General features: G+C 62.6%; 11 protein-coding genes. 8 read left to right on the plus strand and 3 right to left on the minus strand.

The window, feature by feature from the left end; all coding sequences use genetic code 11:
- Positions 1-7 precede the first annotated feature (7 nt).
- The 4 genes from QMX88_RS20020 to QMX88_RS20035 all read left to right on the plus strand — a co-directional run bounded on the left by QMX88_RS20020 (position 8) and on the right by QMX88_RS20035 (position 3,878).
- Positions 8-1,354, plus strand: a complete 1,347-nt coding sequence (locus tag QMX88_RS20020; RefSeq protein ID WP_282371961.1) for a TolC family outer membrane protein — start codon at positions 8-10, stop codon at positions 1,352-1,354.
- A gap of 196 nt (positions 1,355-1,550) precedes the next feature.
- Positions 1,551-1,979 (plus strand): DUF2231 domain-containing protein, encoded by a 429-nt coding sequence (locus QMX88_RS20025; RefSeq protein WP_282371962.1) that lies wholly within the window; start codon positions 1,551-1,553, stop codon positions 1,977-1,979.
- On the plus strand, positions 1,976-3,268 hold the full coding sequence (locus tag QMX88_RS20030; RefSeq protein WP_282371963.1) for a PQQ-dependent sugar dehydrogenase: 1,293 nt from the start codon (positions 1,976-1,978) through the stop codon (positions 3,266-3,268). The genes QMX88_RS20025 and QMX88_RS20030 overlap by 4 nt, the downstream gene beginning before the upstream one ends.
- Before the next feature lie 145 nt (positions 3,269-3,413).
- Positions 3,414-3,878, plus strand: coding sequence for a GNAT family N-acetyltransferase (locus tag QMX88_RS20035; protein ID WP_192174784.1), 465 nt, complete (start codon positions 3,414-3,416; stop codon positions 3,876-3,878).
- 84 nt (positions 3,879-3,962) lie between these two features.
- Here QMX88_RS20035 and QMX88_RS20040 read toward each other — a convergent pair whose 3' ends face one another.
- The 3 genes from QMX88_RS20040 to QMX88_RS20050 form a co-directional block, all read right to left on the minus strand.
- Positions 3,963-4,817, minus strand: coding sequence for a lytic transglycosylase domain-containing protein (locus tag QMX88_RS20040; RefSeq protein ID WP_336620239.1), 855 nt, complete (start codon positions 4,815-4,817; stop codon positions 3,963-3,965).
- A 171-nt stretch (positions 4,818-4,988) separates the two neighbouring features.
- Positions 4,989-7,403, minus strand: coding sequence for a type III effector HrpK domain-containing protein (locus QMX88_RS20045; RefSeq protein ID WP_282371965.1), 2,415 nt, complete (start codon positions 7,401-7,403; stop codon positions 4,989-4,991).
- A gap of 375 nt (positions 7,404-7,778) precedes the next feature.
- A complete protein-coding gene (locus QMX88_RS20050) occupies positions 7,779-8,330 on the minus strand; it encodes an RNA polymerase sigma factor (protein ID WP_282371966.1) in 552 nt (183 codons plus the stop codon).
- Between the two features lie 271 nt (positions 8,331-8,601).
- On the opposite strand from QMX88_RS20050, the gene sctW reads away from it, so the two are divergent.
- From sctW to QMX88_RS20070, 4 genes are all read left to right on the plus strand, one after another.
- Positions 8,602-9,711, plus strand: a complete 1,110-nt coding sequence (sctW, locus tag QMX88_RS20055) for a type III secretion system gatekeeper subunit SctW (RefSeq protein WP_282371967.1) — start codon at positions 8,602-8,604, stop codon at positions 9,709-9,711.
- Positions 9,711-11,846, plus strand: a complete 2,136-nt coding sequence (sctV, locus tag QMX88_RS20060; protein ID WP_282371968.1) for a type III secretion system export apparatus subunit SctV — start codon at positions 9,711-9,713, stop codon at positions 11,844-11,846. The genes sctW and sctV overlap by 1 nt, the downstream gene beginning before the upstream one ends.
- A gap of 18 nt (positions 11,847-11,864) precedes the next feature.
- Positions 11,865-12,851, plus strand: coding sequence for a type III secretion system inner membrane ring subunit SctD (gene sctD / locus QMX88_RS20065; protein ID WP_282371969.1), 987 nt, complete (start codon positions 11,865-11,867; stop codon positions 12,849-12,851).
- Positions 12,848-13,805, plus strand: a 958-nt coding sequence (locus tag QMX88_RS20070) for an EscN/YscN/HrcN family type III secretion system ATPase (RefSeq protein WP_282371970.1), incomplete at its 3' end; no start/stop codon positions are given. The genes sctD and QMX88_RS20070, both read left to right, overlap by 4 nt.

The following is a 13,805-nucleotide window of genomic DNA, read 5'->3' on the forward strand; positions in this document are numbered from 1 at the left end:
TCGGTACATGAAAATCTGGCTGGCAGCACTGCTGTGGATCAGCGCCAACATGCAGGCCCAGGCAATGGGTTTGTTTGACGTTTATGAGCAGGCCTTGCGTAACGACCCGGTGTTCCTCGGCGCCATGAAGGAGCGTGACGCGGGGCTGGAGAATCGTAATATCGGCCGTGCCGGGCTCTTGCCCCACGTGGCCTGGAACTACAACAAGGGACGCAACGACTCGAGGGCCACCTACAAAAGCGACGATCGCCCCAACTCCCGCGAGGACCGTCACTACAACAGTTTCGGTTCGACGCTGAGCGTGCAGCAGCCGATCATCGACTACGAGGCCTACGCCAACTACCGCAAGGGTGTGGCACAGGCCTTGTTTGCCGACCAGGCCTTTCGAGGCAAAAGTCAGGAGTTGCTGGTGCGGGTGTTGTCCGCTTACAGCCAGGCGCTGTTCAGTCGCGATCAGATCGAAATTGCCGAGGCAAAGAAGAAGGCGTTCGAGCGGCAGTTCGAGCAAAACCGACAGATGTTCGATCAGGGCGAAGGCACCCGCACCGACATTCTGGAAGCCGAATCCCGTTACGAATTGGCCGGTGCCGAGGAAATCGAAGCGCAGAATGAGCAAGACGCAGCGTTGCGCGAGCTCGGGGCCTTGATCGGCGTGCCTGAGGTGCGCATCGACGAACTGGCGCCTCTGCGTACGCCGTTCAACTTCCTTGCGCTGACGCCCACCACGTACGAAGCGTGGAATGCCATCGCCTTGAGTGAGAACGCCGACCTCGCCTCCCAGCGCCAGCTGCTGGAAGTCGCGCATCAGGAGGTGAAACGCAACGTCGCCGGGCATCTGCCCAAGCTCAACGCTTACGCCACGGTGCGCAGCATGGAATCCGACAGCGGCAATACCTACAACCAGCGTTACGACACCAATACCATTGGCCTGGAAATCAGCCTGCCGCTGTACGCAGGTGGTGGGGTCAGCGCCTCCAGCCGCCAGGCCAGTCGTAGCCTGGAGCAAGCGGAGTATGACCTTGAGGGCAAAACCCGTGAGACGTTGATCCAGTTGCGCCGACAGTTCAACGCTTGCGCCACGGGCGTACGGAAAATCCGTGCTTACGACAAGGCGTTGGCTTCAGCGGAGGCATTGGTGGTGTCCACGCAATACAGCATCAAGGGTGGCGAGCGGGTCAACCTGGACGAACTGAATGCGCAACAACAGCTTTACAGCACCCGTCAGGACCTGGCCAAGACTCGATATGAGTACTTGATGGCCTGGATCAAGCTGCATTACTACGCCGGCACCCTGACCGGTGAGCAGTTAGCGCGGGTCGATGAGGCATTTGGCGCGGGTCGGCCGTCACGCTAAACATCAGTGGCCATATGGGTAACGTCCGGTTCACCTCCGTGGCCACCGAATGCGCAGTTGTAACTGCATATTCGGAACGCCCAAATAACGTGAACTATGTTCTTGACCAATTGATCCCAAACGATGCGCACCCTGCGCGGCCCTGATGGGTCAGTTCATCTGCACAGCATAAGCGTCAGTAAAATAGGGAGCCGTCGTGAACACTACCGCCCATCTTGTCTACCGAAACCCGCCAGGCCCGCTACACGCGATATTGCTGGCCGGCACCGTCCCGCTGTTTCTCGGCGCATTGCTGAGCGACATCACCTACTACCAGACCTATCAGATCCAATGGAGCAACTTCGCGTCCTGGCTTATCGCCGGGGGGCTGGTGTTCTGCGGACTCGCCGTACTGTTCGCGCTGGTCAATCTGATCCGGGCCGATCGCAAAGCCGGGCGCCCCGTGGTCTACCTCGTCTTGTTGGTGGTGACCTGGGCACTGGGGCTCGTCAACGCCTTTGAACACGCCAAGGATGCCTTCGCCAGCATGCCGTCGGGCCTCGTTCTCTCCGCACTGACCACGCTGCTGATTGCCGTGACGGCGTGGCTGGGACTCACCAGCATCCGTTCGGGAGAAGGACAATGAGCCACTCGATCAAACTGACCGCGATCAGCGTCGCGTTGTTGTTAAGTGGCTGCGGTGACGCCGGGGATGCCACCCAGGCATTGGGGCCCGATCCAAAATTGCCGGCTGCCCAGCGCGGTCTTTTACCCAGCATGAAGATTGCCGAACCGGCGTTGTGGGGCGACCAGAAGCCCACCGTACCTGAGGGCTATAGCGTGACGGCCATCGCCGCCGACTTGCAGATTCCCCGCCAGACGCTTGTGCTGCCCAACGGCGATATCCTCGTGGCTGAAGGCCGTGGCGGAAACGCCGCGAAACTCAAACCCAAGGACGTGATCGCGGGGTACATCAAGGCCCAAGGCAACACCAAGGTCAAAGGCGGCAATCGCCTGACCTTGCTGCGGGATGCAGACGGTGACGGCGTCTTCGAGACGAAGACGGTGTTCGCGGAAAACCTCAACGCGCCCTACGGGCTGGCGTTTGCCAACGGCAAATTGTACGTGGCCAACCAGGACGAATTGGTCCGTTTCGATTATCAAGAGGGCCAGACCAAGGCCAGCGGCCCACCGATCAAAGTCACTGACTTGCCCGCTGAAATCAACCACCACTGGACCAAGTCACTGGCTGTCAGTGACGACGGGCGCACCTTGTATGTCGGCATCGGATCGAACAGCAACGTGACCGAGCGCGGTATGGAGGTCGAACTCGACCGGGCCAGGGTCTGGCAGGTAGATGCCGAAACCGGTGCCCACAAAGCGTACGCGACCGGCATCCGCAACCCGACGGCGTTAACCATCCAGCCGCAAACCGGGAAGTTATGGGCGGTGGTCAATGAGCGCGATGAACTTGGCCCGGATCTGGTCCCGGACTACCTGACCTCGGTTCGCGAGGGTGGATTTTACGGGTGGCCTTACAGCTATTGGGGTCAAAACGTCGACACGCGTGCCCAGCCGCAGAACCCTAAAATGGTCGCTGCCGCCATCAAACCCGACTACAGCCTCGGTTCCCACGCCGCCGCGCTTGGCGTGGATTTTTCCATCCCGGCGATGGGTGAAAAGTATGCCGACGGCGTATTCGTGGGCGAACACGGCAGCTGGAACCGGGAAAATCCAGTCGGGTACAAAGTCATCTTCGTGCCGTTCAGCAATGGCCGTCCGAACGGTGCGCCGATTGAATTTGCGACCGGCTTTCGCGGCGCCGACGGGAAAACCCGCGGGCGGCCAGTCGGCGTGACGGTGGACCCGCGCGGTGCACTCATCATCGCCGACGACCTGGCGAACACCGTCTGGCGGGTCACTCGTAATCGGTAAAGCATGATTCCAGGCAGGGCAAGCCTGCCTGGAATGCACAAAGGCGTTTACTGCTCCACTGGCGTGGATTGATTCATGGGACGTGATCGAGCGAATATCCGTCGCATCCCATTGATCTGGCATCTGGCCAACGGAGCGCAGGCGTTTGAATCCACCCACCGTTTCCCTTGAATCACCCGACCAGCCGGAAGTGATCGCCCTCATTGAAGCGCTTGATGCCTATCAGGTGCCTCTCTACCCGGCTGAGAGTCATCATGGCATCGATATAAAAGCGCTTTCTTCGAAAAATACAGGCTTCGCCGTTGCCCGCTCCAGCGATGGAGAGGCCGTGGCTTGCGGGGCGCTGGTGGTGCACGCGACTCACGGCGAGCTGAAGCGGATGTTCACTCAACCTGCCTTCCGCGGGCAGGGCCTTGCCGGCAGGATTCTGGGTGTTCTGGAAGATGAGGCTCGGAGACGAGGCTGCGGGCGAGTCATGCTTGAGACCGGGTATCTGCAACACGAAGCCATCTCGTTTTACGAGCGCAACGGGTATCAGCGTCGAGGGCCATTCGGTGATTACCAGGATGATCCCAACAGCGTGTTCATGGCAAAGGCTCTGATCTCTTAACGCCCATGTGGGTCGGTGGCACTTCACGCTGTGGAAGGAGCGCGACATCTGCGCGCCCCGCCCCCTGTGGATTCACACCGAACATCAGGCCGGCAATTGCCCCTGACCGCTTTCGATGATTTTTGCGAAGTTCATGACGTTCTCGACGTACTTCGGATCGCCCACGCCGCCAGCATCCGCGAGGTTGCCCTTGTTGACTTTGTCCGGGCCCGAGTTGTAGGCGCGCAGCGCCGAATCCCAGTCACCGAAGGTCGCTTTCTGATCACGCATGTACAACGCGCCGGCCATGATGTTGTCGTGGGCGTTGTTGACGTCGGCGTTGCCGAGCTCGTTGGGGTTGTCTCGCTTGAGGGCCGCAAACGTGTCGGCGTTGACCTGCATCACGCCCGCATCGGTCTTGCCGTTGACGTTGGTGGTGTCTTGGCCCAACTGACCACGGGACTCTGCCCAGATCTGTCCGGCCAGAATGCTCGGCGGTACGCCGGTGGCCTTGGACGCATCCATGATGTCGTTGCGATAGGGCTCGAGCTGTTGTGGCAGATGCAAATCGCCCGAGCCGCTGAGAGAAGTATCGTTCGACACCGCACCAGCATTGGCCGCAGGCGCTGCAGCCGCCTGAGCAGCGCCAGCACCTTCGGCACCACCGCCGGCACCTTCCGCCACGCCAGCACCATCGCCACCGCCTGCACCCTCGGTCGCGCCGCCACCACCTCCCCCGCCGCCGGTCACTGCATTATTCTGCGCAGCGGGATTGCCGGTCTGATTGGGGTTGTTCTGCATCAACATTTGCATCAACTGGATGATCAACGCCATGAGTTGCTGGGCGATGCCGTTCTGGTCTGCGCCACTTGTGAGGGGATTAGCGGCGTTGGTCGTCGGGTCCTGATTTTGAGGGGAACCGAAGTTGACCTGGGACTGCCCGGCATGGGCAAACAGGATCGAACTGGCGTCGAGGGCCTGACCGGCGCCGCCGCCACCGCCCAGGGAATTGCTCTGGCCGGGCTTGCCGCTCAGGGAGGAGAAATCCGGGTGGGCGGCGGGATCGCTCAACGGCCGAACCTGGGAAATACCGATACTCATGATCACTTACCTCTTTCGGGTCAGGAAACATCAATGGGCTTTGGGGATGCCGAACTGATCGAGGACCGGGTCGACGTTGTGATCGAAGGCCTTCTGGGCCTTGTGTTTCTTGACGGCTTCGATGATGGCGGAGATGCCGAAACCCAGGCTCATGGCGGCGTCGGCGATCCAGCCGATCACCGGAATGGACGCACCAATGGCAGCGCCGGCGGCCAAACCTGCTGCCTCTCCCACGACCATGCCGGCAACGCGACCGCCAACTTTCGCCGCCACCTCGCCCAGCCCCGCGCGCCCGGCGGATTTCGCCACGGCGTCATAACCGTGCTTAGCCGCAGAGAGGCCGGATTTGGTGCTGTCGTAAATGGTCTTGGCGGCATCGGTCTTGTCGCCGCGGGCGAGCATGTCTGACACCGAGGCAAAGCCTGCCACCGAGCGCAGCGCCGAAGGACCCATATTCGAGGCGACCTGTGCGGCCATCGACGGCGCGTGGTCTTTATCGCCCTTGGCGTTTTCCAGCACCTTGCGACCGCTCTTGGTGTCTTCCAGATGGTGGAAGGTCGAATCCACATAGCGCGATTGCTGGCTCTGCACGAAGGTGTCGGGCAGCACGCTGTCGTAGGCGGCCTTCTGCGCGTCGGCGGTTTGCAATGCCTCTTCACCGTCGGCTTTCTTCTGATCGAGCAACTGCCGGACGGCGCCGCCTTCGCTGAAGTTACGCACGTACGAGTCCTGAATCTTGCCCTGCAGATCAGGCCGCTGACCGAGTACCTGTTGCGCGGTCGGCACGTTCGCGTTGTCACCGAGCAGGTCTTTCTGCATCTGCAACTGCGCCGACAATCCGCCCAAAGCGCTGCTGTAATCGGCGTTCGGCTTGTCCTTCTTGGTGGCCTTGTCAGCCGTGTTCAGGTCCGCTTGCAGGGCCTCGCCGCTGTTGACCTTCTGCATCTGCTCGGTGACGGCTTTCTGCAACGACGGCGTGCTGGCGACCAGCGCGCGGGACTGCTGCGGTATCTGTTTGTCGAGGAAGGCTTGCACCTCAGGATCGGCCTGGAGCTGGCCGATCTTCTCGTTCAACGCCTCTTCGGTCTTGCCGGTCTTGCGCAGGTCCTGGCCGGCGACGACGCTCTGCTGGGTCTGTTGCAGCTTGATCATGACCGCGGCTTTCTGCTCGCCGGTGTAGGCGGACGGGTTGTCGAACACATCCTTGCCCAACTTGGAAATATCGACATTGGCCACTGAGTTGAGGGTGGCGGCATCGCTGAGCACGCTGGCAAATTCGCCGCCATTGGTGGGCGTCTGCTTGCTGATCCAGTCGCTGATGTTCTTGGCGTTGAACAGCTTGTCCGGGCTGTGGGCCGCCAGCGAACGACCGCTCAGGCCGCCCTGATCGATCTGCGTGAGAAAGCCGGGTTGCGACCAGGTTTTCGCCGCCTGCTTCAGCGGTCCGGCCAGGCCCGGGTTGTCGTTCTGAATGGCCTTGAGGCCGTCGGCGCTGGTCAGGCCATCGACCTTGGTTTTGCCGTCGGCGCCCAGGGCATGCTTGGGATCGGCGGCCTTGGTCAGGGGTTCGTTGGCGCGCATCAACGCGGCGCTGCGGACCATTTCCAGGGATTGAGGGTCGGCGTCCGGATGGTCTTTCTGGTAGTTGGCAATGTCCTTGTCCGCGCTGTCGGCAGCTTTTTGCATGTTCTTGGCGAAGGCCTTGAGATCGCCGTCGGTGATCTTGCCGTCCGCTTTGCCGCCGTGCTTGCCGGTATCGACTGCCGTTTTGAGCGACGGGTTGGCGTTGATGAAGTCCATGGCCTTGGCCGCATCCGGGCCTTTTTCAGCGGCCATGCGCGCGGCGGCGATGGGTCGATTCAGCTCTTTGGCCGCCTGCTCGCGCTGGTCCGGCGGGAGGTTGGCAACCATTGGCGCCCAACGTTCAAGCTCCTTGGGCGACGAGTATTTCGAATCATCGAGAAACGCGGCTTCGCTGGCTTTGGGTGCTTCGGATTGAGTAGCTTCAGCGGGTTTTGCAGCCTCGACCGGCGCTGCGGGGGCAGCGGCCGTGACTGGAGCGGCAGGTTGCGGACTGGTTGCGGGAACGGGAACGGCACCGGAAGCGGGTGCGTTTTGCGCGGCGGCGTCAGGGGATGACGTGGCGGATTCGGGAGACGACGGCGCCTGCCCCTTGAACAGCTGCGTGAGCTGGGTCAGCAATGACAGCAGTTGCTGTTCGATGCTCTGAGCCTTGCCCGCAGCGCCTGTGCGGCCAGGGCTATTGCCGGCATAAGCACCGTTCGCCGGCGATGGCTGGGTCGACGCGCCGAAGCGAATATTTGGATCGGCGCCCCCTTTCAGCAACAGCGCGGGCGTGGCGTCAGTCAGCGGCAATCCCTGGGCGGTATCGGCGCCAGCAGATTGGGAAGCAGCGGCGTTGGGAGGGGTGCTTAAGATACGCATGAGTCGTCATCCGGGCGTGAAGGATGGCAACTGTGTGGCTGCTGCGCCGCGTCGGTTCCGATAAATGTTTCAGCTTGTTACTCGGACACCGAGCGGGCTGCTGCTTTTTAGTGGGACCGGCTTCAGCCGGGAAGAGCCCTGTGTGAACACCATCCATCCTGCGGCGTGACGCCCGACGTCTTCCCGGCTGAAGCCGGTCCCACAAAGTCCGCGTTCAGCCAGTCCCACTGGATGCACGCCATGCTTTTTAGTGGGACCGGCTTCAGCCGGGAAGAGGCCTGTGTGAACACCATCCATCCTGCGGCGTGACGCCTGACGCCTTCCCGGCTGAAGCCGGTCCTACACAGTTCGCGTCCAGCCAGCCCCACTGGATGCTCAGGCAAACGGGTCCATCTGCCGCTTGAGTTGCTCCCGGGCACGGGACAGGCGTGAGCGCACGGTGCCGATCGGCACGCCGAGGGACGACGCGGTTTCCTGATAATTGCCGTCCATCTCCAGCGACACTTCGATCACCCGCTGCATGTTCGACGGCAGCGTGCCGATGGCCCTGACCACCTGCATCAACTGACGATGGCCGTCGACTTGATGGCCGATGTCGCCATGGCTGTCGGGTTCGGAGTGGGTGTGGTCTTCCCAGCTTTCCTGATACGGCTGGCGGTACATCTTGCGAAAGTGATTGCGGATCAGGTTCAGCGCAATGCCGCACAGCCAGGTCTGGGGTTTGCTTGCGTGTTGAAACTTGTGCTCGCTGCGCAGCGCTTCCAGAAAGGTGCTTTGCAGAATGTCGTCGACATCTTCCGGGTTCATGACCCGCTTCTGAATGAAGCCGCGAATCATCTTGATCTGATCACTGGTCAGGTGACGTATCCCCTGGGCAGGACGGCGCGCCGGGGAGTCCATATCGAGAATCGCAAGGTTGGAAAACATCAGGGCTCTTCCTTGTTTTGAGTGTAATAGCCCTATAGCGATATGCGTGCCATCCATGGAAATCATTTAAGTCGTTGATTTTTATATACAAATAAAAATAACAAGAACAACGCTGTGCAAATCTTTGCGCGAACACACTGTTTCTCCGACGAGATTTGGCACAGATCGGTCTGCCCCCACGTCCGCGCACAAATAGATGGAACCGCATTGCGGCCGCGCTCCACTCAGGACCCATGACCAGGCCCCGAACCGAGCTATCCAGAGCCGACTTATGAAGATCGCCGCCCCCATTGCCCCACAGGCATTGCAAACACCCGCGATCGCGCCGGCAAAAATGCAGGCGCCTGCGCCCGCGCCGCTGCATGTCAATCCGCCGAACGTCAACGGCACCTCGCCGCAACAGGTCGCGCGGTTCGCCTCGGCACTGGTTCAGCAGAGCCGCAGCCTCAGCCAGCGGGAGCTGCTGGCCAGCGGCAACGCGCTGCAATCCCGGGCGGTGAAACTGGGCGAGCTGTATCAGCTGTTGATGGGCAGCCAGGACAAAGGTCTCGACGACGCCGCGCGCAACTTGCGCAAGCAGTTGCAAAACCAGAACGCGTCGAGCCTGGCGCAGATTCTGAGCTACACCGACGGCGACCCGGCCAAGGCCCATGTGATGCTGCAGGCGGCGAGAAAGCAGGCCCAGGCCGACGGCGAAATGGGCGAGCACGTGGTACTGAGCCAGCAGCTCAAGCAACTGCGTCGCCAATACGGCAAGCGCACCCGGGCCGGCATCAACAGCGCCAAGGCATTTTCCCGGCCGACCTCGGAAAAACGCCGCGGCGCCCTGCGCAATCTGTACAGCGTGGCGGTGGCCGGGCAGCAGAACATCACCGGGCTGATCGACGCGCTGATCAACGAACAGGAAGAACCCGGCGAATTCGAGCTGAACCTGCGGGACATGCGCAGCGCCCTCGCCGACGATCTTTCATCCCTCACGCCGTCCACCTCGCCGGCGCAACTGCGCACCTTGATGCATGGCCTGAACACCGCGCGGCACGTCACCACCCTGCTGCGCAGTTGCGAGCATCTGCTGGGCCGCATGCGCAACAAGAATCCCGGGCTGCAAGTGGATGCGGCGGCCTTTCTCAAACACCTGCTGGCGCTGTCGGGCAAGGGCATGAGCCTGGGCGAAACCCTGCAGCTGACGCAACACATCGGCGGCAAGCAGCTCAAGCATCAACTGGCGTTTCTCAACGGGCTGCGGCCCATGCTGCAACAGCTGCCGATTCTGCTCTGGCGCGACCTGAAAAGCCGCCAGAACGCCTTGGGCAACCTGCTCATTCTCATGGCCGAACTGACTCGGCAGGAACAGAACCAGCTCCAGGGGGGCCTCGCCTGATGGATCGTGTCATTAACCTGCTCAATGCGATCGCGCTTGCCGCCATGCGCCGCTCGGAAATCGTCGGTGCGTTCGTGGTCATCGCCATCGTGTTCATGATGATCACCCCGCTGCCCACCGGCCTGGTGGACGTGCTGATCGCCATCAACATCTGCATTTCCTGCCTGTTGATCATGCTGGCGATGCACCTGCCGCGCCCCTTGGCGTTCTCGACCTTTCCGGCGGTGCTATTGCTGACGACGATGTTTCGTCTGGCGCTGTCGATTTCCACCACCCGCCTGATCCTGCTCAATCAGGACGCCGGGCACATCGTCGAAGCGTTCGGGCAGTTTGTGGTCGGCGGCAACCTGGCGGTAGGCCTGGTGATCTTCCTGATCCTCACCGTGGTCAACTTTCTGGTGATCACCAAGGGTTCGGAACGGGTGGCGGAAGTCGGCGCTCGGTTCACCCTCGACGCGATGCCGGGCAAGCAGATGTCCATCGACAGTGACCTGCGCGCCAACCTGATCAGCGTCCACGAAGCGCGTAAACGCCGCGCCGAACTGGGCAAGGAAAGTCAGCTGTTCGGCGCCATGGACGGGGCCATGAAGTTCGTCAACGGCGACGCCATCGCCAGCCTGATCATCGTCGCCATCAACATGATCGGCGGCATCGCCATCGGCGTGGTGCAGCACAACATGACCGCCGGCGACGCCTTGCAGGTCTACACCGTGCTGACCATCGGCGACGGCCTGATCGCGCAGATTCCGGCGCTGCTGATTTCGGTCACCTGCGGCATGATCATCACCCGCGTGCCCAGTGGCGAAAACGGCGTTGAAGCCAACATCGGCAGGGAGATCGCCGAGCAGATCACCAGCCAGCCCAAGGCGTGGATCATCGCGGCGGTGGCGATGCTCGGCTTCGCCGCGTTGCCGGGCATGCCGACGGCGGTGTTCGTGGTCATCTCGATCATCTGCGGCGTCGGCGGCCTGCTCCAGCTGCACCGCGCCAAGCCCAAGGCCGAGCAGGCCCAGGCGGTGGCCGTCGCGCCGGAAATGAACGGCCGCGAGGACTTGCGTACCTTCTCCCCGAGCCGTCAGTTCGTGATGCAGTTTCACCCCAGCCAAAACCCTGCGCAGATCGAAGCGCTGGTCAGCGAAATCCGTCAGCGACGCAATCGGCTGGTCGTGCAATACGGCCTGACCCTGCCCTCGTTCATCATCGAAACCAGCGAGCTGTTGCCGCCGGACGAGTTTCGCTTTTCGGTCTACGAAGTCCCCCTGCTCCGGGCCACGCTCAGCCAGACCCACGTGGCGGTCGATGCGCGTTCAGTGGAAAGCCTGCCGGAGTCGGCCTCGCTGGAGTCAGCGGTGTACGGCAGCCTCGAGCGCGAGGAAGGTCAGTGGCTGTGGCTGCCGACCGACGCGCCGCAACTGCAGGAAGCCCACATCGAACGCATCGACGCGACCACGCTGATCATCGAGCGCATGGAGCGCGCGCTGCAGTCGTGTGGCCCGCAGTTCATCGGCCTGCAGGAGACCAAAGCGATTCTCGGATGGCTGGAATCGGAGCAGCCGGAGCTTGCCCAGGAAATGCAGCGCGTGCTGCCGCTGGCGCGCTTCTCGGCGGTGCTGCAACGCCTGGCCTCGGAGTGCGTGCCGCTGCGGGCGATCCGGGTCATCGCTGAAACCCTCATCGAACACGGCCAGCACGAGCGCGAGGTCACGGTGCTCGCCGACTACGTGCGCATCGCCCTGAAATCGCAGATCTACCACCAGTATTGCGGCCCTGAGGGCTTGCTGGTCTGGGTACTGACGCCGGAAAGCGAAGGCATTCTGCGGGACGGCCTGCGCCAGACCCAGACCGAAACCTTCTTCGCGCTGGACAACGAAACCAGCCAGTTGCTGGTGCAGCAGCTGCACATCGCCTTCCCGCTGCGCACCGCCCAGCGCGCGGTGTTGCTGGTCGCCCAGGATTTGCGCAGCCCGCTGCGGACCTTGCTGCAGGAGGAGTTCTACCACGTGCCGGTGCTGTCGTTTGCCGAAATCAGCAATGCGGCGCAGGTGAAAGTGCTGGGGCGCTTCGACCTGGAAGACGACTTCGAGAGCGATCACGAAGACGACCCGCACGCGCTGGATAACGAGTACGCCGCTTGAGTGCCTGGAGAGCGTCACATGTTTGAATTACGCGTATTGACCGGCTTGCACCAGGGCGCCGCGCTGCCGCTGGTGGGTGAGCAATGGGGCATTGGCGCTGACGCCGATCAGGATCTGGCGCTGCATGATCCCGGCGTCGAACAGCTGCACTGTCGCCTGCAACGCCAGGGCGAAGGCTGGCGGCTCAACGCTGCCGACGGTTCTATCGCCGATGAAGAGGGACACCTTCATGCCAGCACCCTGCTCACCCCCAACACCGCCTTTGTGCTGGGTTCGGTCTGGCTGTGCGTGTCCCCGGCGCAAGACCCCTGGCCTTCCCTGCCTGCGGTGATTCCTCAGGCGAAGTCCGAGCAGACGTCCCAGGCCGAAGCGCCGGCCAGCGCGCCGCTGGAAAAGGTCGAGTCGCGCTCGCGCTTTTTCAACCGCACCACCGGCGTGGTCATCGGCGTGTTGCTGGGCATCGCCGGCAGTGCCTGGAGCCTGAGCCGCAGCGCTGCGCCTTCGTCAGACGCGATGGCAATCAGTACGCCGGCGCAGCAGCTCGCTAAACAAGAGCCCGTCAGGCCCTCGACCACGAAGGGCAAAACAACCGATCAGCCGGCGAGCAAGCGCATACGGCTGACCAGCGTCGACGACGTCAAACGTCAGCTCAACACCATGCTCAGCGAGCGTCTGCTCAGCGATGTCAGCGTGGAGCAGACCCCGGAAGGCCTGGCGTTGAGCGGCAACCTCAAGCCGGAATCGCAGTTGGTCTATCAGCGCATGCTCCAGCGTTTCAAGGACCGCTATGACACGCCGGTCGCGGTGATCGACAACGTCGCCGCCGGCACCAGTGGCCTGCCGTTCACCATCGTGCAGATCATGTCCGGGCCCCACGCCCATCTGGTCACGGCGGACGGTCGGCGGCTGTACGTCGGCGACGAGCTGGCCGGGCTGCGCCTCACCCGCATCGACGACAACCGCATTCAATTCGACGGCGACCGCCATTACGAGGTGAGCTGGTGAACGCGGCGTTGGATCAATGGAAATCCGCCCACCGTCAGCGCCTGAAGGGCTTTTCTGCGGTGAAGGTCAGCGGCCGGGTCAGTGCCGTCAGCGGCATTTTGCTGGAGTGCCAGATCCCCGCAGCCAAGGTCGGTGACCTGTGTGAAGTGAGCAAATCCGACGGCAGCACCATGCTCGCGGAAATCGTCGGTTTTACCCGGGATTGCACGCTGCTCAGTGCCCTCGGCACCCCGGACGGCATTCAGGTCGGCGCGCACATTCGGCCGCTGGGCATGGCCCACCGCATCGGCGTTGACGACCGTTTACTGGGCAGCGTGCTCGACGGTTTCGGCCGGCCGCTGCTGGGAGATTCAGAAGGCGCATTCGCCGGCCCCGGTGATCGGCGCGTCACCCTGCCGGTAATCGCCGACGCCCTGCCGCCGACCCAGCGACCGAGGATCAGCAGAGCGCTGCCCACGGGCGTGCGCGCCATCGACAGCGCGATTCTGCTCGGCGAAGGCCAGCGCGTCGGCTTGTTCGCCGGGGCCGGTTGCGGCAAGACCACCTTGATGGCGGAACTTGCGCGCAACATGGACTGCGACGTGATCGTCTTCGGCCTGATCGGCGAGCGGGGCCGTGAGCTGCGCGAGTTTCTCGACCACGAACTGGACGCCACCTTGCGCGCACGTTCGGTGCTGGTCTGCGCCACATCGGACCGATCAAGCATGGAACGGGCCCGCGCGGCGTTCACCGCCACCGCCATCGCCGAAGCCTTCCGCGAGCGCGGCCTGAAGGTGTTGTTGCTGCTCGACTCCCTCACCCGCTTCGCCCGGGCCCAGCGCGAGATCGGCATTGCCGCCGGCGAACCCCTCGGGCGCGGCGGCCTGCCGCCTTCGGTCTACACCCTGCTGCCGCGCCTGGTTGAACGGGCCGGCATGAGCGAAAACGGCTCGATCACCGCGCTCTACACCGTGC

This window comes from Pseudomonas sp. PS02290 (assembly GCF_029960075.1).
Taxonomy (GTDB): Bacteria; Pseudomonadota; Gammaproteobacteria; order Pseudomonadales; family Pseudomonadaceae; genus Aquipseudomonas.